The sequence below is a fragment of the Ligilactobacillus agilis genome, from assembly GCF_025311475.1.
Classification (GTDB): Bacteria; Bacillota; Bacilli; order Lactobacillales; family Lactobacillaceae; genus Ligilactobacillus; species Ligilactobacillus agilis.
On the sequence record NZ_CP104397.1, the window covers coordinates 1,780,568 to 1,805,873 of the forward strand.

Here is a 25,306-nt window from a genome sequence, read left to right on the forward strand (position 1 = left end):
CGAGATGATTCCTATGAATGATAGATTAGTTATTTACTTTTCTCAAACTAAACGAACTGAAAAAGTCGCCAACTTGATTGGTCAAGCTTGTAAGACTAGCCCATACCCTATTCAAGTCACAGTGCCATACAGTTCTAAAGATTTAGATTGGACGCTACCAAATAGTCGGGCTAACCAAGAAATGGAAAATCCGGCAGCCCGGCCTGACCTCAAGCTTCTCAAGCTAGAATTAACCGGCAAACCAAAAATCTTTTTAGGCTATCCGCTTTGGTGGTCACAGGCCCCTAGAGCAATCAACACTTTTCTAGACACCTACGATTTAAGCGGCTATAAGCTTTACCTATTTTGTACTTCTGGTAGCAGTTCAATCGATAAAAGCGTCCGCGAATTAAGCAAAACCTATCCGCAGCTAAACATTCAAGCTGCACATCGCTTTGCAAACGACACCACCCTAGCTCAAATTGAGACTTGGCTAAAATCTTTATAAAGTAAAAGAAACTGGAACTTTGTTAGCAAAATTCCAGTTTCTTTTGTTAGGATTAATGAGCAAATTGACTGTTGTATAAGTCAGCATAAAAACCATCCTGGGCCATCAACTGACTATGATTACCAGTTTCGACAATACTTCCGTGCTGCATTACGATAATGTTATCAGCATCACGAATAGTCGATAACCTGTGGGCTACCACGAAACTAGTTCGCCCAGCTAATAATTTTTCCATCGCCTTTTGAATCAAGATTTCAGTCCGGGTATCAACCGAACTGGTGGCTTCATCTAAAATCAAGATTTCTGGGTTAGCCAAGAAAGCACGCGCAATCGTAATTAGCTGTCTTTGCCCTTGGGAGATGTTGCTTGCTTCCTCGTTCAAGACCGTATCATAGCCGTCCGGTAGCTGCCTTACAAAGGTGTCTACGTGGGCAGCCTTAGCAGCCGCAATAATTTCTTCATGGCTAGCATCCTCGCGCCCATATTTGATATTATCGTAAATCGTCCCCGTAAATAACCAGGTATCCTGAAGCACCATGGCGAAGTGTTTACGTAAGCCCGCCCGGCTTAACTTTCTGGTATCCACACCATCTAAGCGGATTGCTCCTCCTTTGATGTCATAGAACCGTTCTAACAGGTTAATCAAGGTCGTCTTCCCTGCACCGGTTGGCCCAACGATTGCCACCATTTGGCCCGGTTTAACCGCTAAATTAAAATCAGTCATCAAAATCTTATCATCACTGTAACCAAATTTAACGTGATCAAACGTGACCTTATTAGCCGCAAATTTTGGCTCGTCTGCTTGGGCTTGAACTTGCGCCATTTCTTCTTCATCCAGCAGTTCAAAAATTCGTTCAGCCGAGGCGACCGTTGATTGGATGGTATTAGCAATATTGGCTATTTGGGTAATCGGCTGCGTAAATTGGTTAACGTATTGTAGAAAGGCTTGAACGTTACCTAAAGTTACCTGGCCTTTAGCAACTTGAATCCCCCCGACAACTGCCACTAGTACATAGCCGATATTTTTAACTAGATTCATCAAAGGCATAATAAAGCCAGAGATAAACTGCGCCTTCCAAGAACTCCGGTAATAATTTTCATTTTCCTTTTCAAATTCCGCAATCGTGGCTGCTTCCTTATTAAAGGTTTTAACCACTGTATGCCCCGCGTAATTTTCTTCCACCTGGTTATTAATTAACCCCAAGCTTTTTTGTTGGGCCGCAAAATACTTTTGTGACCGCGGGGCCACCACAGCCACCACAATTAGGCCTAGCGGAATTGTGATACAAGCAATCAAGGTTAACTTCCAACTGATGCTTAACATCATGAAGAAGACCCCGACGAAGGTAACTACACTGGTTACTAATTGAGCCAAACTTTGTTGCAACGTCCCTGCGATATTATCCATATCATTAACAGCCCGGGACATAATATCCCCGTTTTCGTGGGTATCATAATAATTAATCGGTAGGCGTTGCATTTTTTCCTTCAAATCTTTACGTAATTTATACACAATTTTTTGGGAAACGTTAGCCATAATTACCTGTTGTGCAAAAGCCAAGGCCGCAGAAATCAAATACATTACCGCTACCACCAACAAAATATGCTTAATCTTGGTAAAGTCGATTGGATAAGCACTAAGTTGCTGGCCCATCTTCATTTGCTTGTAACCCTTCATGATGCCGGCAAAAATTGTGGTAGTCGCTTCCCCTAAAATTTTAGGCGTTCTAATTTGGAAGATAACTGAGCCCACCGCAAAGATTAATACTACCAAAAAGCTCCACTTCCAAGGGCCCATAAAGTTAACTAACCTCTTAACAGTTCCCCAAAAGTTTTTTACCCCTTGGGGTTTCTTACCCATTTGATGTCCATGTGGTCCCACTAAATTTCCTCCTCTCTTAGTTGTGAATGTAAAATTTCCTGGTAGACTGGGTTGGTTTGCTTCAACTCTTCGTGCGTCCCCATCCCTGCTACCTTACCTTCGTCTAAGACAATAATCTTATCCGCTTGGGTAACGGTTGAAATTCTTTGGGCTACAATTACAACAATGCCACGACTAATTCGTTCATCCGCGCTCAAAGCCTGCCGTAACTTAGCATCAGTCTTAAAATCTAGCGCTGAAAATGAGTCGTCAAAGACATAAATTGATGCGTCCTTAATTAAAGCCCGTGCAATAGCTAGCCGTTGCTTTTGTCCGCCAGAGAAGTTATCCCCGTTTTGTTCGACCACGGCGTCTAGCCCTCCGTCTAATTTAGAAACAAAATCTTTGGCTTGAGCAATCTCCAGGGCTTGCCAGATTTCTTCATCACTAGCATCGGCTTTTCCAAACTGCATATTCGAACGAATCGTCCCCTTAAAAAGCACCGCCTTTTGTTGAACAAAAGCAATTTGGGCATGTAAGTCGGCTTGGCTTAAGCGGCGGATATCTTGCCCGTTAACTTTAACCACCCCGGTTTCTACATCAAATAAACGCGGAATTAGGTTAATCAAGGTCGATTTACCAGCCCCGGTACCACCAATCACCGCCAATGTTTGTCCAGCTTTCATTTTAAAGCTCAAATCTTCTAAGACACGTTTTTCTGCCCCGGCGTAACGGAAGGAAACCTGGTCATATTCGAGGCTTGCTTGTGCTTGCGGCTTAACTTGTTTTGAAACAGGCGCATCAACAATGCTATTTTCTTTTTGTAGCACTTCATTAATCCGACTAGCTGCTGCTTGAGCTCGGGGGATAAAGACAAAAATCATCGACAGCATCATAAAACTAAATAAGACCATGGCTGCGTAAGTCATGAAGGAAACTAATTTACCAACTTCCATATCCATTGAACCGATTAGCTTACCCCCAAACCAAACAATCCCCATATTGGTCCCGTTTAAGATTAAAGTCATAATTGGAAACATCAAGGAAACGATGCTAAAAACCTTAATCCCAGTTAGTGTGTAGTCTTTGTTAGCTTGATCAAAGCGTTCTTGTTCAAATTCATCTTGGTTGAAAGCCCGAATAACTCGAACCCCCGTCAGCCCCTCTCTAAAGACCAAGTTAATCTTATCAATTTGTTTTTGCAGTTTCTTAAAGAGCGGAACCGCTGAACCCATAACCAATGCAATCGCAATTAGTAAGAGGGGAATAGAAACGGCAAAAACGCTGGTTAAGCGTCGCTCCGTTGTGAAGGCCATAAAACCGGCACCAAGTAACATTAAGGGTGCTTGAATCATCATCCGTAACATCATAATCACTACATTTTGAATTTGCAAAACGTCATTAGTCGTCCGCGTGATTAATGAAGAGGTTCCTAAATCATCAATTTCTTTGTTACTAAAGGATAACACCCGTTTAAAAATATTTGACCGGATTCGCATCCCCATCTTTTGAGCTTGAGTTGCCGCAAAGTATACGTTAAACAAAGCTGCAATCAGACCGACGAATGCAATTCCTAGCATTTGACCACCTACATGCCAAATATAAGCTGTATCACCCTTAGCCACCCCATTATCAATTAACCTTGAGGTTAGGTTGGGTAGGTACAGGTCACACATTACTTGGATTCCCAAGAAAATTACCGCTCCTAGGACTGCCCACCAATCTAGATATTTTTTCATCAACCGAATCACATTAACACTTCCCTTCCGTTTTCCCCGCTCCATACTGGAGTAAATCGAGCATGCGCTTATAGTTTTGCTTTAAGCGTTCTAAATCAGCTTTACCCTGGGCTTGTTTCATAACTAAGCCCTGCATAATCGTGTGGAATATCCCCCCCACAACAAGATTATTCAACATTTTAAAATCTTCAAAGTCACTTAAGTTCAACTTAGACTTATCCACAAACCGATAGATAAAGCGGGCATCGCGCTCATCTTCTAACCTAGGCGCTTTCTTTTGGTGAAACTTATGAAAGACTTCAAAGCTACGCGCTTCCATCATCTTAGCGTAAAACAAGGCGTCATCACCTTGAAACACTTCGTCAACAATTAAGTCAATGTAGCTTCTAAAACTAGCAAAGTAATCTCCTTGGTTAGCCTGCAAAATTTTGACTAACTTTGCCCCGTAGTCTTTTTTCATCATTTGTCCGTAGTAGGCGTACAGATCCGCTTTATCCTCAAAGTACTGATAAAAACTCCCGCGTGAAATATTAGCCCGCTCGATAATGTGACTGATAGAAGCCTCGCTAAAACTATAGGTCCTAAATTCTACCTGCGCTGCATCTAATAGTCGTTGCCGTTTTTCGGCTGGCAGATTAAAAAAGGTTTGTTTGGGCATAAAAAATCCTCCTTTTGAATGCCAAATTTAAGAGCCCGTCCTAAAACAAGCTCTCATAGTTACTATTCTTTTCGTAATGAATCAACCGGATCCAATTTAGAAGCACGGTTAGCTGGCATCATTCCGGCTAACATACTAATTAGGATACTGATTACTAACCCACTAATTACATATTGGGGGGTAATTGCCACCACGTTAATCTCAAACATCGCTTGTGAGAAATGGTTAGCAATTAAACTTAGAATCCAGGTTACCAAGTCACCTAGCGCTCCGGCACTTAAACCAATCAAGAAGGCTTCCGAAACAAAGATGCGGCGAATATCTTTCCGGCGCGCACCTAATGCCTTTAAGACCCCAATTTCCTTAGTTCTTTCAACTACTGAAATGTTAAGGACAACTAAAATCATAATCGCAGAGACGATTAGGGAAATAGCCGCAATTCCCGTCAAGACGTCGGTGATGATGGTTAACATGTCGCTAAACATATCCGTCATCGCTTCTTGCATCGAGCCACTATAACCCAAGTCCTTTACCTTATCTTTTACCCGGCTAGTTGCATCCTTATCCTTAGCTGTTAAGTAGATAACGTTAGGCTTTAGGTTAGTCCCCGTTTCCTTATATAGGCTCGCCAAATCGGAATAACGGGCTAAGATGGTCGCCGTTGATGAACCACTAGCTGAAAGTGAGTAAGTGCCGGCTACCTTAAAGGTCTTTTCAATTTGCTTAGAGTCTATGGTTAAATGAAGGGTAACCTTCTTGCCAATCATATTCTTCCCCAAGATATCCGCGGTCCCAGCATCAATTAAGATTTCATTTTTACCAGGACGCTTGCCTTGCCGAATATTGGAATCAGTTACCGCTGACGACATTGTTTGCAGTTGGACAATGCTTGCCTCTTTATTTTTATACTTAACCGTCGTAGTTCCTAGCGAAATGGTTGAAAAACCTTTTTGTGCCTTAGTCACATCCTTCAAGGAAGCCAGTTTCTTAATCTCCTTTTGACTAAAACCACTATCATTACCGGTACCCGTCAACGCCTTCAACATATCTTGGTTAGCTTGGGCCTGCGCAGCCGAATTGCCATTAGTTTGCGTAGCCATCCGCTTTTGGTTTGAAGTTCCATTCTTATGAACCTCTGTTACCCTAGGATTGGTATACGAGTTCATGGTCGACTTCACGTAGGAAGTAACCCCCTTACCTAAGGAAAGCATCAAAACAACCGACATAATTCCAATGCTTGAACCTACAGCAACTAAAGCGTTACGACCAAACTTAGCCTTCATGTTGAGCAAAGCTAACCTAAAGGCGTTATACCAGCTCATATTCTTAACTGCAACTTGTTCTTTATTCTGACTATCTTCAATTACTAACTCTTCTTGCCTGAAGTCTTCTAACAACTGGCCGTTATCAATTCTTAAAACCCGGCTACAATGCGAAGCTACCCTTTCCGAGTGAGTAACCATTAAAACAAGCTTACCACTTTTGGCAATGTCTTTAATCAACTCTAACACCGTATCAGTTGTCTCTGCATCTAAAGCCCCAGTCGGTTCGTCGGCAATTATCATGTCAGGATCGTTTATCAAAGCCCGTGCAATTGCCACCCGCTGCTTTTGCCCACCGGAAATTGCGTCCGGCTTCTTATAAATATGTGCTTCGAGGCCAACTTGCTTCAAAAGCTCTTTAGCCCGCGCTTCCCTCGTTTTTTGATCGACATTCGACAAAGTCATTGCCATGGCAACGTTATCTAATAAACTTAAGTGTGGAATTAAATTAAAGTTCTGAAAAATAAAGCCAATACTTTTCTTGTGATAGTCCACTAACTCTTGCTTACTGTAAGTGGCTAAATTCTTACCTTCATAAATAATTTGTCCGCCAAAATCGGAATCCAAACCTCCAATCGTATTCATTAAGGTTGATTTCCCGCTACCGGATTCACCTACAATTGCGACTAATTCTCCCGCTTCAAAGGAAGCACTAATTCCTTTGAGCGCCTGAAAGCTACCACCACCGGCTAATTTATAGGTCTTGGTCACGTTCTTTAATTCTAAAACTGCCATCAGCCCAATCCTTTCTCTATCATTTAATATGACAATCTGTCATATGACACATTGTCATATTACGCTTTTTCAAACTGACTGTCAAGAAAAAAAGAGCCTTAATCCCATAAGACTCCCTTAGCACTATAAAATTGTCGTCCGAAAGGCTTGCTCAGCCACCGGATTTTCCAAAATATCAAAATATATCTCAGCAAAGGCCCCTTGAAACTCCAAGCGAGCCAAAACTTGTTTAAAGGCATGTGCCACCATTTTAGGGTCGTTGCCAAATACCCCGCAACCAAAAGCCCCCAATACCAAGTGAGTAACCGCATTGTTTTTAAACATGCGTAAGGTCCGTAAAATTTTATTTTCCAAGTCGGTGTAAATTCTACTAGTATTGAGCTTTATTTTTGCTGCTTTCATCGCAGTCACATTCGGAGCCGCAATCGTCACAAAATCGACTAGTCGTCCCATAACTATTCGATCTTCCCGTTCATCCCTAATCACTTTTACTTGGTTAGCGTAGATTAGCGCGGGACTATAGAAAAAATCATTGGGATATAGTTTATTTTGCTGGTAGTAGGTATACCGATACTTCTTCAATTCAGGGTATAGGAAGCTATTACGGCAGATTGCTTCTTCTTGCGCATTGACTCCCAACATAAAGTTTCCCCCGGGAGTAAGCGGGTCTGCAAAGTTCATACAGCCCACCTTTACCTGGGAACCGAACTGGTGCAGCCGGTACAATAAATTCTCATTCTTAACGTAGATTTTAGTTTGGTAATCATAATCTGTCGGAATTTCATCTGGTTCAAACGTCACCAACTCAGATGACTGCTCAAGCTGATACATTTGTACCTGGTATAAATTCATAGCCTTATGTCCTAAAGCTTGTCTCCTTTCAGTTGGCGTCATCTTTTTTCCTCCAAATAGAGTAAGTCATATCTCCGTACTCCTTTAAAGACGCCAACTCTACTTGCGGCGCCGGTAAATTTGTATTAAATAAGGAAATGCCCGTCCCAAATTCTAGCGGCAAAGTCACTAACCTAATTTCATCAGCTAAATTTTGACTGGTCAGTTCGTTAATCAGCTCATGTCCTCCCATGACCCAAACAACTTGGCCGATACGCTCTAAGTAGGTAATTACCGCCTTGATTTCACCCTTAATGCAGCTGACATTTTGTTCGGCAGCAGTTAACTTTAAAGGCTCACTAGCCAAAACCACCACTGGTAAGTCACTATAACTGCCCACCGTTAACTCCTGTCGGTAACTTTCGAAGGTGTTATGTCCCACTAAAATTACATCGCAGTCTTGAGGCTGCCGCAATTCAACTCCTGCCGGTTGTCTGATAAAAAACGCTTCTTCTAACTGGTTACTGCTCCGATTTTCTTCTGCAATAAAGCCATCCATAGTCACCAATAAGGAGATGATTATTTTTGCTGCCATCCCAACTTCCTCACTATCTCTAAACAATTTCTTATTTTATCTTACAATGTATCCGGCTACTTGGCTAGAGGACAAAAAAACAGCCAGGCCAAAACCCAGCTGTTTTTAATGGTAAGTTGCGCTTAACCGCGACCAATCACCCAGAAGAACCCAATAAAGACGAAGAATAAAACGTACATCAAAGCAGGTACTTCCTTGCCACGCTTAGCAGCTAACATTGTAATTGGGTAAAGGATTACCCCTAAAGCCAAACCATCAGCAATACTGTATGTTAATGGCATTGCGGCAATAATGATGAAAGATGGAATTGCGATTTCTAATTTAGACCAGTCAACCCGCGCCATATTTTGAGCCATAAGTACCCCAACGATGATTAAAGCGGGAGCCGTAACTTGTGTAGTAACAATCGCAAGTAATGGTGAAAAGAACAAACCGAAGATGAATAAGATCCCAGTTGTAACGGCTGTTAACCCTGAACGACCACCAACAGCAATCCCAGCGGATGATTCAACGTAAGCACCGACTGGTGAGGTCCCTAGTAAAGTCCCAACGAGCATTGCACTTGAATCAGACATCAAAGCTTGACCAATCCGGGGAATCTTGTTGTCCTTAACAAAGCCTGCTTGGGTACATAGACCAACTAAAGTTCCGGCTGTATCAAAGAAAGCAACTAATAAGAAGGTCAAGACCACTACGACCAATTGGAAGCTGTTAATATCCGTAATGTGCTTAGCAGCCACCAAGAAGGTTGGCTTTAAGCTAGGCGCTGCAGAAACGAATGCAGTTGGCATCTTGATTAAATCAGTTGCAATCCCAAAGATAGTTGATAGGACCATCCCGATAAAGATAGCTCCCGGCACCTTAAGTACCATTAAGATTGCAATCGCGATTAACCCAAAGACAGTTACCCAAACTTGACCATGAAAACTACCCAGGCTTACTAATGTAGATTCGTTCTTAACGATGATGCCCCCACCTTGAAGACCGATAAAGGCGATAAACATCCCAATCCCAGCAGAGATAGCATACTTTAAGTCTTGAGGAATTGAATCGATAATCAATTCACGTAATTTAAAGACGGTGATTAAGATGAAAATTAAAGCAGCCACAAATGCACCAGCTAAAGCTGTTTGCCATGGAATTTTCATCCCGATACATACAGAATAAGCGAAGAAGGCATTAATCCCTAAACTAGGCGCAGTTGCGATTGGATATTTTGCAATTACCCCCATTAACACACAGCCGATGGCACTAGAAAGTGCTGTCGCCGTGAAGACTGCGCCCTTGTCCATCCCGGCTGCGCTTAAAACAGTAGGGTTTACGAACAAAATATAGCACATAGAAATAAATGTTGTGAAACCAGCTAAGATTTCACGCTTAGGATTAGTTCCTAATTTATCTAACTTAAAAAATGAATTGAGTGCATTCATTAATTTTTTCTCCTTTTTCACGAACATTAATCGTATTTTTTAGTTTAATAATAGCACTCCATTACTATAACTTATCTTTCACCCAATGTAAATAGTTTTTTAGCAAAAAGATTAACGTTCGCCTTTAAAAACTTAACATTAATTCGGAAACCGGCTTAACAAGAAACCGTTTTTAATAAAGGCTTTCGTAGTCTACTCTTACTTAACTTAATCATCAAGAAAAGCCGAACTATAATAGTAGTTGCCATTCCAGGTTCAAAGCTTTATGCTAGTTAAGAAACTATTTACGAAGGGAACAAGCACTATGCCATATTCAGTCGGGGTAAGAGAATTAGTCGAATTTATTTTAAAAAGCGGCGATTTGTCAGCTGGTGGTCTTCAAAGCCCCAACAGTGCCCTCGAAGGAACTAAAATTCACCAAGCAATTCAGGCTACTTGGCCAAGCGAGACCGAATGCGAAGTGGACCTCAAACAAACGGTTAACCTCGCTAACCAATTTGTTCTTATCCACGGGCGGGCTGACGGCCTTAAAAAAGCAGATAATCACTATACAGAAGTTCTAGAAATTAAAAGTTCGGCTCCTAGTTTTGCTGATTTAAAAGAAAATACGTTAACACTATACTGGGCCCAGGCCAAAATTTACGCCCAGCTCCTAATGCAAGCAGACCCAAGTTTAAATAAATTAGACCTAACGCTCATCTATGTTCAAGTCACTACTGGCTACCAGTGGCAAAAAACACAGTCCATTACCAGAAAAGAAGCACAAGCCTTTTTTGACCAGGTTACTAACGAGTACGCTAAGTGGTTACAACTTAAACAAGACCTGGCTAACCGACAACAAGAAACGTTAACTAAACTCAAATTTCCTTTTCCAAACTATCGCCAAAACCAACGTGAGCTTGCCGCCGTTATTTATAAAACCATTCTTAACCAAAAGAAACTCTTCGTCCAAGCTCCTACCGGGACGGGCAAAACTATCTCAACCATCTTTCCTGCCTTAAAAGCAATGGGCCAAGGAAAAATTAACCGCCTCTTTTACTTGACGGCCAAACAATCAACTAGGCAAGTAGCTCAAGACACATTGAATCTTCTCGCCCAATCCGAGCCGCTCGTGACAACCATTACCTTAACCGCTAAGGATCAAATTACCTTTGAAGAAGAAAAAGACCTAGCGGATGAAGAAAACCCCTACTTACTTGGCTATTACGACCGTATCAAGCCAGCCTTAATGGACATCCTAAGAAACGAATGGCTAATCACTAAGGAGTTAGTTTGCAAATATGCACGTAAACACCAAGTCGATCCCTTTGAGTACTCATTAGACATCAGCCTCTTTTGTTCCGTAATCATCTGTGATTACAACTACCTCTTTGACCCAATGGTTTATCTCCAACGTTTCTTCAGTAAACCAGATGATAGTAATTGCTTTTTAATAGACGAAGCCCATAATTTGGTTGCCCGCTCACGCGATATGTACACTAAGGAAATTAGCTTACAGACCTTGACTACCCTCAAAGACAAGCTTAAGCAAACAAGCGGTTACCGGGGCTTAATTAACCGTCTTCAACCTATTATTGCTACCCTAACGGAACTTAAACAAACTTTAGTAAAGCATCACCAGCCTTATTTGGTTATGGAAGATGAGTTAATCGAGCTGGCTAAAAGTTGCCGGAAATTCTGTGATTTTACCAGCAATTGGTTGCGTGAGCATCCAGAAGAAACCTTAGCCGAAGAGATTCTTACCGTCTTTTTTGACTTGTACTCCTATTTAAAGGTAGGTGAATTTTACGACCCTAGCTTTCGGACTAAATTAAGCACTGAAGCTGATGACTTGCTGGTTAAAATCTTTTGCCTCAACTCCAGTAAGCTTCTGGCAAAAAGTATGGCCCTAGGCGGAAGTAGTATTCTCTTTTCAGCTACCCTCTCACCGCTTGCCTACTATCAAGAAGTTTTAGGGGGAACAGATAGCCTTTGCTACCAACTACCATCACCTTTTGACCAAGAACGGCTCGGACTCGTAATTACAGCTAATATCGCCACGACTTACCGCCAGCGCCAGGCTAGCCTTGATGCCGTCGTCGCTACCATTGCCAGCCTAAGCCAGAGTAAAAGTGGGAATTACCTTGTCTTTTTACCCTCTTACGCTTACCTCACCCAGGTCGTCACCGCTTTTAACCAACGCTACCCCTTGGTTAGGACCATTATTCAGCAGCCCGAAATGACCGCCAAAGAACGCAGCGAATTCCTAGCCAATTTCAAGCCAACTAAGGAATCACTCGTTGCTTTTGCCCTCCTGGGCGGAATCTTTTCAGAAGGAATTGATTTCAAAGGCGATTGCCTAAACGGCGTGGCGATTATTGGCGTCGGCCTACCAGGTATCAGTCCAGAAAACGATGCTTTGCGTACCTACTTTGACCACCAGGAAAAAGCCGGCTTCGAATACGCCTACCAACTTCCCGGCTTAAACAACGTTTTCCAAGCAGCCGGACGCCTTATCAGAAGCGCTAGCGATTACGGACCGGTAATCTTAGTCGACAGTCGCTTTGCTTCAAATCGTTACCAACGTTTTTACCCTAATCACTGGTCGCACGGTCGCATCGTCTACAACACTACCCAGCTCCAAGAGTATTTAGCCAGTTTCTGGCAAAAATTTACTTCCTAACAAAAAAGTGTGCTAAGAAAGCTAACTGCCTTCCTAGCACACTTTTTACTTGCAGAAATCTTAGTTTGTAAAACCGTATTTCTTGTTGAAACGATCCACACGACCATCTGCTTGAGTGAACTTTTGACGTCCAGTGTAGAATGGGTGTGAGTCACTTGAGATTTCAACCCGGATTAATGGGTAAGTCTTACCTTCAAATTCAACTGTTTCGTTTGAAGTCTTAGTTGAACCAGATACAAACTTGTAACCTGTAGCTGAGTCCATAAATACAACTTCATGATATTCTGGATGGATTCCTTGTTTCATTATCCTTTTCGCTCCTTTGCCCTGGTCCATTTGCTGAGCCAGAGTTATTTTCTGTGTATTACAACAAAAACCATGATAACATGATTTAAACTAGACTGCAATCAAAATTTTTTTGAATTTAGTCACTCGTAGCCGCCTTTTGTTCTAAGACGTTTGAACAAAACTTACGGTTAGTCGTGGCAGCCTTTAACATCGTTAACACCTGCCGAGTAGTCTGGGCCATATCCACAGTGCGATTATGACTATTTTCACGCCGATCCGCCACCTGTCCAAACTGATCGCGGAGTTGCCAAATCGCCTTAAGGTACTGCTTTTGTAATAACAACTCTTCTTTGCGAGTACCAGATGCCTTAAGATCGATTGCCGGGAAAATCCGCCGTTCTGCTAACTGCCGATCCAATTTAACTTCTTGATTCCCAGTTCCTTTAAATTCCTCGAAAATCACGTCATCCATCCGGCTGCCCGTATCAATTAAGGCGGTAGCGATAATAGTTAGACTGCCGCCTTCTTCTACGTTACGCGCAGCCCCAAAGAATCGCTTCGGCCTATATAAAGCTGCCGGATCAACCCCACCAGATAGGGTTCTTCCACTTGGGCGTTCCGTGATATTCGCAGCCCGTGCTAAGCGGGTGATGGAATCCATTAAAATAACCACATCTTCTTTTTCTTCCACCAAGCGCTTAGCCCGTTCTAAGACAAAGTCCGCCAACCGGACATGATTTTCTGGCCGCTGGTCAAAGGTTGAATAAACTACTTCACCATTAATTGTGCGCTCTAATTCCGTCACTTCTTCTGGGCGTTCATCTATTAAGAGCATAATTAGCTTAGTATTAGGGTAATTCTTACTTATTCCCTGGGCAATTTCCTTCAATAAGGTTGTCTTTCCCGCCTTAGGTGGCGCTACAATTAACGAGCGCTGGCCAAAACCTATCGGTGCAAACAAATCAATCACCCGGGTAGACAAGCGCGCTGGCGTTGTGGTCAGCTTCATTTGTTCGTTAGGATAAATTGCCGTCAAACTATTAAAGGGAGGCCGGTGTCTAACTTGGTCGGGCCGTTTACCATTAACGGTGTCCACCCATAATAACGCCCCACTTTTATCGCCTCTTTTGGCTGGACGCGCAACCCCAGCGACCCAATCACCTTGACGTAACCCTAACCGCAGCTGGGAATATGAAACATAAAGGTCCTCTTTAGACGGGCCGTAATTAACCAAGCGCAAGAACCCAAAGGGATCCTTATCCTTGGGTCTAACTATTTCCAAGACGCCCTCTGCATAGTAACGCCCTTCTTCGTCAGCCTGTGCTTGGGCCACCGCTAGCACTAGCTCTTGCTTACTCATGTCAGCGCCATCTATCCCATACTTATCCGCTTCCGAAAGTAAGTCAGCTAGTGGCTTTTCTTGCAATTCCGCAATGGCTACCCGCCGCTCTTCGGTAATCGCCTGGCGTTCAGCATCGGATAAGGCTACTTCATCTTGCGTTTCCCCTAAATAATGGTCTTTAGGTCCTTGCTTCTTTAATTGTCTAGACTTACGTTTTCCATGGTCATTCAAATCGTTTTTTTCCACCATTAAAAAAACTCCTTATCTAATTTCAGACAGTTTCAGTTACTACTTCTAAATTAACAGATAGATTTCTAAACTTTTCTACGATGCGATCATAACCACGCAAGATATGGTCTGCATGTTCAATTACCGTCGTTCCCTCAGCCATCAACGCTAATCCTAAAAGCGAAACCCCGGCTCTGATTTCACTAGCATTGACCACCGCTCCAGTTAATTTAGGCGAGTTACCTACCGTAATCACTCCATCTTTACTCTCAATCTTGCCTCCCATCCGCTTCATTTCAGGGATATGCTTGATGCGTTCCGGATAGAGTGTATCTATAATGGTTGACTTTCCGTGGGCTCTCATCAACAAAGGGGTAATTGGCTGTTGTAAGTCAGTTGCAAAGCCTGGAAATGGCGAAGTCTTCACTGTAATCGGAGCCAAAAAGTCACCGCCTGGAACATAAATTTGATCCTCATCGATTTCCAAGTTAACCCCCATTTCTACCAGCTTAGCAATAAACGGATCCAAGTGTTCAGGGATTACGTTCTTTACTAAAACCCCCTTGCCATTAGCAGCCGCAAAGGAAAGGTAGGTGCCCGCTTCGATCCGATCTGGAATAATAGTATGGGTATTCCGTGCTTCTAAGCGGTCAACCCCTTGAATTCTAATGACGTCTGTTCCTGCGCCCCGAATATGCGCACCCATATTATTTAAAAAGGTAGCCAAATCGATAATTTCCGGTTCACGGGCTACGTTTTCCATAATGGTTGTTCCCTTGGCTCTTACCGCAGCTAATAGTACATTGATGGTTGCTCCCACTGAAACTAAGTCAAAGAAAATCCGGGCCCCTTTTAAGCCTTCTGGCCCCGTGGTAATATGAACTTCATTTTCTCCTTCTTCGACCCGAGCACCTAGAGCTTTAAATCCCTTGATGTGTTGATCAATAGGACGTGGCCCAATATTATCTCCTCCTGGGAAACCAACCGTCGCTTGACCAAATCGCCCTAATAATGCCCCCATAAAATAGTAGGATGCCCGTAAACTCCGAATGGCATTTCCTGGTAAGGCCGCTTCCTTAATCTTAGTTGGATCAATTTCCAACTCACCATGTCCAAATTTGGAAGTAACATTTAGCGATTTTAAAATCAGCATCAAGTTGTGCACATCTAAAATATCAGGGACGCTATCAAACTTGACTGGTGTATCAGCTAAAATTGCCGCTGGAATCAAAGCCACCGTACTATTCTTAGCACCGCCAATCGTAACTTCCCCCGCCAAAGTTTGGCCGCCCTTAACAATCATTTTTTTCATTTTTTCTTAATTCCTCACTGTAATTAAATAAAAACTCTTAATAAATCAAAAAATTACACACTTAATCACTATCTTGTCAGCTTCAGTGTGCACCGTGCAAAAAAAAGCACCTCTCTTCATATTACAAGATACTTGTCTTAGTTTCAATCAATTATTAGTGGGTATTTTTATTTTTTAATTCCATTATAAAAAGGCCAGCAAAAACTTGGAAGTTTTCGCTGACCTTTTAACTAAACTAACCTTTAGTCCTTAGAAGCAAATGCTTCTTCTAACATCTGCATTTCTTCTTCATCAGGTAAAGCATACATTGCTTTTAGCGCATGTACCTTTTCCACTGACAGCCGACTTAACAAAGCAAAGTCAGTATCATTTAAATGGTGTTTCTTTTCAAATTCAACAATCCGCTTGGAAAGTTGACTTAATTGACTCGTCTTTTCCATTACGACCCTTTCCTTTCACTTAACTTAGTCTATAATAACACGTTTTAACAATGTCAAGCTAGTTTAACGAGCTTAAACGTTAGCAGCAGCGTTAATAAAGGCTTGGAATAAACCTTCTGGTCTTTGTGGACGTGATAAGAATTCTGGGTGGTATTGACTAGCAACAAAGAACTTGTGGTCAGTAACTTCCACCACTTCAACTAAGCGATTGTCTGGTGAAGTTCCTGCAAAAGTCAAACCTTTAGAAGCCAATAATTCCCGGTACTTATTGTTAAATTCATAACGGTGACGGTGACGTTGTTGGATAACATCTTGGTTACCGTAAGCTTGGGCAGTCTTAGTATTAGGCTTCAACTTGCATGGGTATAAACCTAACCGTTGAGTCCCCCCCATGTTTTCCACGTCTTCTTGGTCAGCCATTAAGTCAATAACACTGTTCTTACCGTGTGGTTCTACTTCAGAAGTATTGGCATCTTCAATCCCACATACATCACGTGCAAATTCGATACATGCCATCTGCATCCCCAAGCAGATTCCCAAGAATGGTACGTTATTTTCACGGGCATAACGAATGGATTGAATCATTCCTTCTAACCCGCGATCGCCAAAACCACCAGGAACAATGATACCATCATAACCCTTTAATGTTTCAGCGACATTATCAGCATCAATATTTTCAGAGTTAATGTAAGTAATATCAACCTTGGAGTTAATGTGGTAACCAGCATGCTTTAAGGCTTCGTTGACAGAAATGTAAGCATCTTGTAAGTTCACATACTTCCCAACTAAAGCAATCTTGACTTCACCTTCAAGATTTTGAACCCGGTCGCGCAATTCAATCCAAGAAGTCATGTCAGCTTGTGGTGTATCTAACTTGAGTTTTTGACAAACAATTTCGTCCATACCTTGCGCTTGTAAGTTCAATGGAATTTGGTAAAGTGTGTCCACATCCATTGATTCAATCACTGCTTCAGGTTCAACGTCACAGAAGTTCGCAATCTTGTTTCTCATTTCCTGGGAAATTGGTTCTTCAGTCCGCACCACTAAGATGTTAGGTTGAATCCCTAATCCTCTTAATTCCTTAACACTATGTTGGGTTGGCTTAGTCTTCATTTCGCCAGCAGCCTTAAGGTAAGGAACTAAAGTGGTGTGAATGTAGATAACATTGTCGCTACCTACTTCTGACTTCATTTGACGTAATGCTTCTAGGAATGGCAATGATTCGATATCACCGACAGTTCCCCCAATTTCAGTAATGACCACGTCTGCATCACTAACAGTTCCGGCCCGCATGATTTTTTCTTTAATCATGTTGGTAATGTGTGGGATAACTTGAACGGTCGCACCCAAGTAATCGCCACGCCGTTCCTTTTTTAAGACCTCTGAATAAATCTTACCTGTCGTTACGTTTGAGTACTTATTTAAGTTAATATCAATGAAACGTTCATAGTGACCGAGGTCCAAGTCTGTTTCAGTCCCATCATCGGTTACAAAAACTTCCCCGTGTTGGTATGGACTCATCGTTCCTGGATCCACGTTGATATATGGATCAAACTTCTGAATCGTAATCTTCAAACCGCGATTCTTCAACAAACGGCCTAGTGAGGCGGCAACAATTCCCTTTCCTAATGAGGAAACAACACCACCGGTTACAAAAATATACTTGGTCATTATGACTGCTCCTTTAAAATTATTTGGGTTGGCATGAATTAACAAAAATAACAAGCTCCCTATCCAAAGTTGAATAGGGAGCTTGTCTTGCCGTACACTTGGCTTCACCTATAAGTGAAGCGCCCATAAAGCATTCTACATAATTATTATCGTTAGGTCAAGCACTAATGACTATTTTTTTACGAAAGCTTAGTCTAGTTCTTCTTCGTCATCGCTTAATTCTGTTAATTGACCTTCGATGCCATCCGGCAAATCATCATCTTCGTCATCGTCGGTATCACCGATATCACTTAGATCCTTGCTGTAAGCTTTCAATTCAGGATCTGCATCGTCGTCATCTTCATCATCACTGTCATAATCAGCGTCTAAATCTTCATCTTCTGGATCATCATCGTTATAGTCAATTACGTCATCATCATCTGAAGCATCTGCCAGGAAGGCATTAACTTTCTTACGTTTCTTACGTGGGCGGTCGTCATCTTCATCATCATCTGAATGGACAAGTGCCTCATCAATTGAATCAAATGGATACCATGAACGTAAGCCCCAAAGATTATCCCCTAATGAGATGAAGCTACCATCAACATTCAAATCTGTATAGAATTGAGCTAAGCGGTCTCTGATTTCTTGGTCACTGGCACCAAGGAATTCTTGAATCTTGTTAGTTAAATCTGCAAAAGCCATCACGTCGCCATTTTGACTTAAAATAGCGTGTGCAACTTCAATCATTGATAACTCATTTTTATTTGCGTCTTTGAATTTTTCTAGCTCCAAACTGGTACACGTCCTTTCCACAGTCTACTCTTCATCTTACAATATTAACCTTTAAATTGCAATCTAATTTTATAGCGGCCTAACAGCTGTTGCCCCGAATTTAAAGTGTAGTCAATATTAATCTGACCGATAATCCCCCTTAAAGTATCATCCACCTCTGCTTGTAACTTGCTTGTTCGACTAGTAACTGGTACTACCCCGTAAGGAGTTACATACTTAGCATTAACTTGTTTTCCAGCTACAAAATACAAGCGTAGATTCATCTCGTCGGTTTTACGAGTCAATTGTACTTCCCCGTTAGCCGTTATCTTAAAGGTTACTAGTGCTTCTTGCTCAGCTGTCTCTTGATAACGGAGGTAAATTGAAGCGCCCATCTGAAAGAATTGGCCCTCAAATACTTCATCATAATCGACGACTTGGTTGTCTTGAATATTTTGGGTCACAACGTGAATCGTTACGGGAATGCCGTTACTTAATTCTGCCACCTTAATCATCCTTTCCGCACACATTTCTTTCATTATAACTTTTATCTTGAACTATTTCCAAACACTTGCGTGGTATAATTAAAAAGAAACTGTTCTCTATAAGGAAGTGATTACCATCGTCTGTAAAAATATTAAGTACCTCCCAAAGGAAAAGGTCCTACGTGACCCTATCCATAATTACATCTACATCCAGCACCAGGTTATTTTGGACCTGATTAATACCCGTGAGTTCCAAAGGTTACGTCGAATTAAACAACTAGGCACTAGCAACCTTACTTTCCACGGGGCTGAACACAGTCGCTTCACTCACTCGGTCGGAGTTTACGAAATCACCCGTCGAATCTGTGATATCTTTGTCCGCAATTATCCTAGCCATAATCCTACCGACGGCTTGTGGAATGACGACGAACGCTTAGTGGCACTTTGCGCTGCCCTCCTTCACGATATCGGCCACGGTGCTTACTCCCATACCTTCGAGCACATTTTTAATACTAACCACGAAGAAATGACTGTTAAAATCATAACTTCTGAGCAAACCGAAGTTAACGCCGTCCTACGGCAAGTCAGTGACGACTTTCCCGCCCAGGTTGCCTCAGTCATCACCAAGACTTATCCAAACAAGCAAGTTGTCCAAATGATTTCTAGTCAAATAGATGCCGATAGGATGGACTACCTATTGCGGGACTCCTACTACACTGGGACCAATTACGGTTCCTTTGACCTCACCCGGATTTTGCGGGTAATGCGCCCTGCCAAGGAAGGAATCGTCTTTGACATTAGCGGCATGCACGCAGTGGAAGATTATATCGTTAGTCGCTTTCAAATGTATCAGCAAGTCTACTTCCACCCTGTATCGCGCTCAATGGAGGTCATCTTAAACCATCTTTTGCAGCGGGCTAAAGATCTTAGCCAAGCTCATAAACTAAAGAGTGCTTTGGGCACCTACTACCTAAAACCATTTTTTGAAGGACAAGCCGACCTCGAAGCTTACCTTCGCTTAGACGATGGGGTCTTGAATACTTGCTTTGAAGCCTGGCGCGATTCAGACGATGAAATTCTAGCTGATTTGGCTAGCCGCTTCTTAGATAGGCATCCATTTAAGTCGGTCAAATTTACCGCAACCACCGCTAACTTATTAGACCCTCTGCGGCAAATGGTCGCCCAAGCTGGTTTTGACCCTAACTACTACACCGCTGAAAATGATAGTTTTGACCTCCCCTATGATAGTTACAGTTCCCAAACTGACAAAGGTCAAATCAAGTTAATTCAAAAAGATGGTAGCCTAAGCGAGCTCTCAGCAGTTAGCCCCTTGGTACTTGCCATCACCGGCAAATTCTTAGGCGATAAGCGCTTTTTCTTTCCTAAGGAAATGCTTGGTACCGATGCGGAAGTCGACCTCCTCGTTAACCCGGCATTTAGAACCCACCTCAAAAACGATCACCTTATCTAGAAAGGAACTCTATAAACTATGACAATTAAAATGATTGCAACCGATATCGACGGAACCTTAGTTAATGACAACAAGGAAATTAGTCCTAAAACCTTAGCTGCCTTGAAAGCCGCCCGAAAAAAAGGGGTCTTTGTAGTTCTTTGTACAGGCCGCCCCGTTAGCGGGGTTAAACCCTACTTGGAGCAACTGGGACTTACCCAAGATGAGAATTACGTTATTACCTATAACGGCGCACTAGCCACTAACATTGCTAGCGGACAAGTAGTTGTTTCTAACACCCTAGACTATTCGGATTTTACTAAATTAGATTCATTAAGCCACGAACTTAACGTCCACGGGCAAGCCATCCAACCATCATCAGACCTCTACGTAACTACCCCTGACATTAGTTACTACACCGTGTTGGACTCTTTTTACACTAAGATGCCCCTCCACTACCGCCCACAAGCCCAAATTCCAACCGAATTTCCAATGGCAAAATATATGTGGGCCGACGAGCCAGCAGCCATTGACCAAGCCTTACCTAACCTTCCAACCGCTATTAAGGAAGATTACTATACGGTCCGCAGTGAAGGTTGGTTCTTTGAATTCATGCACAAAGATGCCCACAAAGGAAAAACAACCTTAGAATTAGCAAACAAACTAGGTATTAAGCCCCACGAAATTCTAACTGCTGGCGATCAGCAAAACGATCTGACCTTAATTCAAGCCGGCTTCGGTATCGCCATGGGCAATGCTATCCCCGAAATCAAAGACCTGGCCCAATACGTCACTGCCGATAACAACCACGACGGTTTAGGACTAGCCGTAGAAAAATTCGTCCTTTAATCACCAAAAAAGTCTGTCTACTTACTTTTAAGTAGACAGACTTTTTTAAATCGTTATTACTATTGCTAAAATAATAAGACCCAACCCAATCACTAGACAGTTAGCCGCAAAGCTTTGGAAGTGAATGGGTTTATTTTTTTTGCTTGCCACCGATTTAACATCAAGTTTTCTAGCTTGATATTCCTCATCACTTTCGCCGGCCTGTTTTTTCTTAAACCACCCGGCTAATAAACTAGCGTGTAATAAGATATTGATAATCATCAAACAGATTAACAATAGCCCCACTAAAAACATCACATTTGAAACCTGGACAGCCACTCCTAGCCATCGTCCGCATAAGGCAGTGGCTAGTGCCAGTAATAATACTGCCCCGTCTAATTTTAACCAGAGTTTGGTCTGTAAATTTCTCATAACTAACCCCCATTTTTCTCAATTATACCCTAGATTGGTCTAGCGTTGGGTGTTTAATTTACGCCCAGTTAGGTAAATAGTTATCCAGATAACTAAAATCACAGCCAAAGCTGAAAATAAAACGGCTAAACATTCACCCACAAAAATTTTGGCATTGAGGTAATAACCAAAGCTAGCATTTAACCTGGCTAATAAAATAAACAAGGCCAAATCACCACCAAACATCCCAAAAAAGAGGGTGTTAAAGGTCATAGCCATAATCTGAAAGCCAATCGCCTTGCCACTCTTGTAAAGTTGAGCTAACGTCAAATCCGGCTTTTGGTTAAGCAATTCTTCTAGGCCACTAGCGACTGCAATTGAGGCTTCAGCAATTGCTCCCAAAGTAGCTAAAACGGTCGTCGCAATCAACAAGGATTCAAAGTTAACACCTATCAGTAAGTTGAAGGCCTCAATTTCTTCTGATTGTTCATTACCAAACCCTTGAACCTGAGCTAAGTAATCAACTGGAACAATCAAAACCAACATCACTCCAACCACTAATATAGTTGCTATAAAAGCAGTGTTAGTTGCGGCCTCATCATCATTGCCCATGTAAATGGTGATTGCTAAGATACAGATTCCAATAAAGAGACTGACCCCTAAGGGGGGAAAGCCACCGGCAATCAAAATAACTGCTATAAATAGTAAGGCAAAATTTAAGAGGATGCTGATAAAGGAGCTAAGGCCGTGTTTACCTCCCACTAACAGCATCAGAATTAACAGAATTAAACTCAATAAGGTTATTGCTGACATTGTTCTTCCCCCAAGACATAAGCAGATAGCAAGCTTGCAGTTGGCACTACCAAACTAATCCCAATCCCACTAATCAAGGACTGGACAACACCTAACGACATGGTCCACTCAAAGGTATAAGCAAATGTATTGCCCGTTCGCAAGTACAACACGGCCATTGCGAAGGTTTCTGCAAAGAAAATTAAAAATAAAACGTTAATCAAAGGCCCCATGATGGCCCGTCCAACTTGCCGTCCCGACAAGAACAACTGCCTACGGCTAAGCTCTGGCTTACTTTCCTTAAGTTCAAATAAGGTGGCCACAATGTCGGTGGCAGCATCCATTACCGTCCCTAATAAGCCAATCAAGGTGGCTGCAAAAAATAACTGTTCCGGCGATTGGGTAGCCATATCTAAGGCTTCATAATGAACTCCCCGGTTATTCGTCAGCCATAAAGCAAAGTAACCTAACCCCAGCCCAAGACTTGTTCCCAGTACGATTGAACTAAAGGTTACTAAACACTGTTTGCTAAAGCCCATAATCATCACCAATGATAGGGCTGTAAAAATTAAGGCACTGAGTGCAAATAACCAAAAGAAGTAGGTGAGGTTTAAGGCGATATCTAGCTTGACAAAAATCAAAAAGATCACAAAGTTAGCTACCACGCTAGCTAAGGCCCTAATTCCTTGAAACCTCATCGTTATGTATAACAAGACTATTACTAGCCAGACTAACATTACTAAAATCGTATCCCGCTTACTATGAGAAAAAGAAGCGGTTAGCTTGCCACCCTCGTGATGAAAGTCGACAAAGATTTCTTGGCCTAACTTTAAGCGCTGATCAAAAGCTTTAGACCCTGAATAGGTATTGGTTACGACCATTTCTTGGCCCCGCTTAGTCCCATTTAGCAGCCTAATTTTTAACCTTTGTTTCACTTGATAGTCCTGGTTATTGTACTCGTCTTTGACCACCTGTTTAGGACCGGTTTTTACAGAAATAATTTTGCCTAGGTCTTGGTGGTATAGCCTAGCATCATGACTTGTAACCCAATATAGGCTTAAGCCACTCAAAAGAATTACTACTATTTCAATTACCCAACTTTTTTTGATGATAATCACACCCTTCTTAGTCCATTTCTAAGCCTACCACTTTTAAAGCTAATTCATAGTTTCTGTTTAAAAGCTTAACCAATAATTTGCACTTTTATGTGGCTTTTCCTATAATTAAAGCAATATTATTCGATGAAAGAAGCTGATTTAATGTCAACCAGCAGCCAACTACTAAAAATTTTAGGAGAAAAGTCACAGCCCGTCTCTGGTCAAGAGCTAGCCGACCAATTAAATATCTCCCGGACCGCGATTTGGAAAGCCATCAATAACTTAAAAGATGCTGGCTACCAAATTACCAGCCAACCACGGACAGGTTATTTTTTAGAAGATAACGGGTATTTAGACGCCGGGCTCATTAGCCGTTACCTCCCAACTAATTTTAACTTTCCGCTTGAGATTCATCAAACCATCGATTCTACCAACATCCGTGCTAAGCAATTAGCTAACAAGCCTGATTTGACTACTCCTTATATCATTATTGCCAACCAGCAAACTAATGGTTACGGTAGGTATGGGCGCAACTTCACTTCCCCTAGCCAAAGTGGGATTTACCTTAGCATCCTCCTAGCCAATGAGCAAACCGAATTTAATCCCGGCTTACTAACTACAGCGGTAGCCCTCGCCATGTGCCGGGCCATCGAAAAGAAGTTGGCGGCCAGTCCTAAGATTAAGTGGGTCAATGACGTTGTCGTAGATGGTAAAAAGGTTTGCGGGATCCTCACCGAAGGCATTAGCAACCTTGAAACCCAATCCCTATCTAATATTGTTGTGGGGGCGGGAATTAATTACCTCACCGCCGATTTTCCTGAGGAAATCTCCCAGCGGGCCGGTTCACTTAGAAACTACGCTCTCAAGGCGAAAGTGTCGCGGAACGAATTTATCGCCACTTACTTAGCAGAATTCTTTAAACTTTATCAAACCTACCAAACTGGTAACTTTATGCCCGAATACCGTGCTCATTCAAATATTATCGGTAAAGAAGTTACCATCACCCAAGGCACCAAGAGTTTTCAAGGAAATGTTGTCACCATCGATGACGACGGGGCCATTGTCTTAGCCGACGGGCGCAAGTTCACTTCCGGTGAAGTAACTAAAATTCGGGCTAATTAATATAAAAATCCGCCTCTTACTTGGTTTTAGCCAAGTGGGAGGCGGATTTTTGTTATTTTTTAGTTAACAGTGCGGCAGCTTTCTTATCCACAATAACCGTTACGTTAGGATGCTTTTGCAAAATGGTTGCGGGCACATTTGCATCTACCGGCCCCTCAACCAAGGCTTTAACTGCTTGCGCTTTCTTAGCCCCAAATGCTTCTAGTAAAATTTCTTTAGCCTGCATAATTGAGCCAATTCCCATTGAGTAGGCATAGCGGGGAACATCTTCTTCCCGTTCAAAGTAGCGCGCATTAGCCTTTATCGTTGATTCCGTTAAAGCAACTTTGCGGGTCTTTGCATCCAGCGGACTACCCGGTTCGTTAAAGCCGATATGCCCGTTTTCTCCGATTCCTAGTAGCTGTAAGTCAACCGGATTAGCAGCTAAAATCTGGTTATAACGTTCAATTTCTGCAGCCTCATCTTCAGCTAAACCATTAGGAAGGTAGGACTTAGCAAAGGGCTTTTGATTAAACAAGTGTTGTTTCATGTAATAATTATAGCTTTGGGGATCATCGGCCCCTAAGCCTACATACTCATCTAGGTTAACAGAAACCAACTTAGAAAAATCGAGCTTACTTGCAACTAATTCTTGGTAGGTTGTTTCCGGAGTTCCACCAGTTGCCAAACCTAACACCTTAGCCCCATTTGCAAGTGCGTTGGCAAAAACCTTACAAGCTTCCTTTCCACCAGCAACTTTGTCTTCAACAATAATTACCCGCATGATA

At 42.3% G+C, this 25,306-nt stretch carries 23 protein-coding genes; 5 read left to right on the forward strand and 18 right to left on the reverse strand.

Annotation, left to right across the window (positions count from 1 at the left end; translation table 11 throughout):
* The first annotated feature begins 13 nt into the window (after positions 1-13).
* Positions 14-487, forward strand: a complete 474-nt coding sequence (locus N4597_RS08970) for a flavodoxin (RefSeq protein WP_260903525.1) — start codon at positions 14-16, stop codon at positions 485-487.
* A gap of 52 nt (positions 488-539) precedes the next feature.
* Here the strand turns inward: N4597_RS08970 and N4597_RS08975 are convergent, their stop codons facing one another.
* From N4597_RS08975 to N4597_RS09005, 7 genes are all read right to left on the reverse strand, one after another.
* Positions 540-2,348, reverse strand: coding sequence for an ABC transporter ATP-binding protein (locus N4597_RS08975; RefSeq protein WP_260905291.1), 1,809 nt, complete (start codon positions 2,346-2,348; stop codon positions 540-542).
* A 20-nt stretch (positions 2,349-2,368) separates the two neighbouring features.
* A complete protein-coding gene (locus tag N4597_RS08980; RefSeq protein ID WP_260903527.1) occupies positions 2,369-4,099 on the reverse strand; it encodes an ABC transporter ATP-binding protein in 1,731 nt (576 codons plus the stop codon).
* A gap of 1 nt (position 4,100) precedes the next feature.
* Positions 4,101-4,745, reverse strand: coding sequence for a TetR/AcrR family transcriptional regulator (locus N4597_RS08985; protein WP_089143717.1), 645 nt, complete (start codon positions 4,743-4,745; stop codon positions 4,101-4,103).
* A 62-nt stretch (positions 4,746-4,807) separates the two neighbouring features.
* A complete protein-coding gene (locus N4597_RS08990; protein WP_260903528.1) occupies positions 4,808-6,802 on the reverse strand; it encodes an ABC transporter ATP-binding protein/permease in 1,995 nt (664 codons plus the stop codon).
* 123 nt (positions 6,803-6,925) lie between these two features.
* Positions 6,926-7,696: a TIGR02452 family protein gene (locus tag N4597_RS08995; RefSeq protein WP_172573255.1), complete on the reverse strand. Its 771-nt coding sequence runs from the start codon at positions 7,694-7,696 to the stop codon at positions 6,926-6,928.
* Positions 7,683-8,228, reverse strand: a complete 546-nt coding sequence (locus N4597_RS09000; RefSeq protein WP_172578622.1) for a dihydrofolate reductase family protein — start codon at positions 8,226-8,228, stop codon at positions 7,683-7,685. Before N4597_RS09000 ends, N4597_RS08995 begins: the two co-directional genes overlap by 14 nt.
* Positions 8,229-8,350: 122 nt before the next feature.
* Positions 8,351-9,658, reverse strand: a complete 1,308-nt coding sequence (locus N4597_RS09005) for an NCS2 family permease (protein WP_225436969.1) — start codon at positions 9,656-9,658, stop codon at positions 8,351-8,353.
* Positions 9,659-9,962: 304 nt separating this feature from the next.
* Between N4597_RS09005 and N4597_RS09010 the strand changes: the two genes are divergently transcribed.
* Complete coding sequence (locus N4597_RS09010; protein ID WP_260903533.1) at positions 9,963-12,320, forward strand: ATP-dependent DNA helicase; 2,358 nt, start codon at positions 9,963-9,965, stop codon at positions 12,318-12,320.
* Positions 12,321-12,380: 60 nt separating this feature from the next.
* Here N4597_RS09010 and N4597_RS09015 read toward each other — a convergent pair whose 3' ends face one another.
* The 7 genes from N4597_RS09015 to N4597_RS09045 all read right to left on the reverse strand — a co-directional run bounded on the left by N4597_RS09015 (position 12,381) and on the right by N4597_RS09045 (position 18,860).
* On the reverse strand, positions 12,381-12,626 hold the full coding sequence (locus tag N4597_RS09015) for a type B 50S ribosomal protein L31 (protein WP_050610852.1): 246 nt from the start codon (positions 12,624-12,626) through the stop codon (positions 12,381-12,383).
* 118 nt (positions 12,627-12,744) lie between these two features.
* On the reverse strand, positions 12,745-14,199 hold the full coding sequence (gene rho, locus N4597_RS09020; RefSeq protein ID WP_260903535.1) for a transcription termination factor Rho: 1,455 nt from the start codon (positions 14,197-14,199) through the stop codon (positions 12,745-12,747).
* A 22-nt stretch (positions 14,200-14,221) separates the two neighbouring features.
* Positions 14,222-15,490 carry a UDP-N-acetylglucosamine 1-carboxyvinyltransferase gene (locus N4597_RS09025; RefSeq protein ID WP_050610851.1) on the reverse strand — a complete coding sequence of 423 codons (1,269 nt, stop codon included), beginning with the start codon at positions 15,488-15,490 and terminating at the stop codon, positions 14,222-14,224.
* 242 nt (positions 15,491-15,732) lie between these two features.
* The gene (locus N4597_RS09030; RefSeq protein ID WP_050610850.1) at positions 15,733-15,930 is read right to left on the reverse strand and encodes an LBP_cg2779 family protein; all 198 of its coding nucleotides are present in this window, start codon (positions 15,928-15,930) and stop codon (positions 15,733-15,735) included.
* 72 nt (positions 15,931-16,002) lie between these two features.
* Positions 16,003-17,601, reverse strand: coding sequence for a CTP synthase (locus N4597_RS09035; protein WP_050610849.1), 1,599 nt, complete (start codon positions 17,599-17,601; stop codon positions 16,003-16,005).
* A gap of 189 nt (positions 17,602-17,790) precedes the next feature.
* A complete protein-coding gene (gene rpoE, locus N4597_RS09040) occupies positions 17,791-18,375 on the reverse strand; it encodes a DNA-directed RNA polymerase subunit delta (protein WP_260905292.1) in 585 nt (194 codons plus the stop codon).
* A gap of 44 nt (positions 18,376-18,419) precedes the next feature.
* Complete coding sequence (locus N4597_RS09045; protein WP_225363593.1) at positions 18,420-18,860, reverse strand: DUF1934 domain-containing protein; 441 nt, start codon at positions 18,858-18,860, stop codon at positions 18,420-18,422.
* 115 nt (positions 18,861-18,975) lie between these two features.
* Here N4597_RS09045 and N4597_RS09050 point away from each other — a divergent pair, with 115 nt between their 5' ends.
* Positions 18,976-20,310, forward strand: a complete 1,335-nt coding sequence (locus N4597_RS09050) for an HD domain-containing protein (RefSeq protein ID WP_260905294.1) — start codon at positions 18,976-18,978, stop codon at positions 20,308-20,310.
* A gap of 18 nt (positions 20,311-20,328) precedes the next feature.
* On the forward strand, positions 20,329-21,138 hold the full coding sequence (yidA, locus tag N4597_RS09055; RefSeq protein ID WP_260903536.1) for a sugar-phosphatase: 810 nt from the start codon (positions 20,329-20,331) through the stop codon (positions 21,136-21,138).
* A gap of 45 nt (positions 21,139-21,183) precedes the next feature.
* On the opposite strand, the gene N4597_RS09060 is transcribed toward yidA, so the two are convergent.
* Genes N4597_RS09060 through N4597_RS09070 form a run of 3 tightly spaced genes read right to left on the reverse strand, consistent with a single transcriptional unit; the run spans position 21,184 to position 23,438 of the window.
* Positions 21,184-21,549 (reverse strand): DUF3899 domain-containing protein, encoded by a 366-nt coding sequence (locus tag N4597_RS09060; RefSeq protein ID WP_260903538.1) that lies wholly within the window; start codon positions 21,547-21,549, stop codon positions 21,184-21,186.
* Between the two features lie 39 nt (positions 21,550-21,588).
* Positions 21,589-22,341: a YibE/F family protein gene (locus N4597_RS09065; protein WP_204773427.1), complete on the reverse strand. Its 753-nt coding sequence runs from the start codon at positions 22,339-22,341 to the stop codon at positions 21,589-21,591.
* On the reverse strand, positions 22,329-23,438 hold the full coding sequence (locus N4597_RS09070) for a YibE/F family protein (protein ID WP_390892638.1): 1,110 nt from the start codon (positions 23,436-23,438) through the stop codon (positions 22,329-22,331). The genes N4597_RS09065 and N4597_RS09070 overlap by 13 nt, the downstream gene beginning before the upstream one ends.
* Before the next feature lie 141 nt (positions 23,439-23,579).
* On the opposite strand from N4597_RS09070, the gene N4597_RS09075 reads away from it, so the two are divergent.
* On the forward strand, positions 23,580-24,539 hold the full coding sequence (locus N4597_RS09075) for a biotin--[acetyl-CoA-carboxylase] ligase (protein WP_260905299.1): 960 nt from the start codon (positions 23,580-23,582) through the stop codon (positions 24,537-24,539).
* Between the two features lie 52 nt (positions 24,540-24,591).
* Here N4597_RS09075 and nagB read toward each other — a convergent pair whose 3' ends face one another.
* Complete coding sequence (gene nagB, locus N4597_RS09080) at positions 24,592-25,302, reverse strand: glucosamine-6-phosphate deaminase (protein ID WP_260903542.1); 711 nt, start codon at positions 25,300-25,302, stop codon at positions 24,592-24,594.
* Positions 25,303-25,306: the final 4 nt, after the last annotated feature.